The sequence below is a fragment of the Aeromicrobium sp. PFPM2_SD2 genome (assembly GCF_057364525.1).
On record NZ_JBNFNZ010000796.1, the window covers coordinates 1 to 581 of the forward strand.

Genomic DNA, 581 nt, shown 5'->3' on the forward strand with positions numbered 1-581 from the left:
CGACGGTCGCGGCCTCGAAGCGGCCGAGCAGCTCGGCCACGGGCTCGTCGACGCGGGTGATGCCCGCGACGGCGACCGGGCCGGGGATGATGCAGACCTGGTCGGCGCTGAAGCGCGGGTCGTGCGCCTGCCACAGCGAGTCCGAGCGCCACCAGCGACGCACGTCGGCGTCGAGCACGGGCACGAACGGCACCGGCTTGCCCGGACGCCGGCAGACCTCGACGAAGAACGGCACGTCGGCGGGGTGCAGCACGACCTCACCGGCCTCGGGGTAGGCGGCGACGAGCGTCGCGAGGGCGGCGCGGCCGTCCTGGACCTCGTCGGCGGTGGCGAACAGCGTCGGCACCTGGCCGTGGTCGGCCTCGTGCAGACGGGCCTCGGCGCGCTGCAGCATGGCGTGGAAGCGGTCGCGCAGGCTGACGTCCAGCCAGTCGCCGGCCGCGTCGCCGCCGAGCTCGAGGTAGCGACCCAGCCAGGCGGCGTAGGTCATGTCCGCGACGTCGCCGAAGTACGGCTTGGCGGTGCCGTCGAGCGCGGCGACGATCTCGGCGCGGCGCGCGGCGACGGCCTCGGCGTCGCCC

The 581-nt window shown here is 75.7% G+C and carries 1 protein-coding gene; it reads right to left on the reverse strand.

Annotated features, from left to right (window positions below):
- A partial coding sequence (locus AC2W7G_RS18170; protein ID WP_485869665.1) for a fatty acid synthase subunit beta domain-containing protein occupies positions 1-581 on the reverse strand: 581 nt, incomplete at both ends.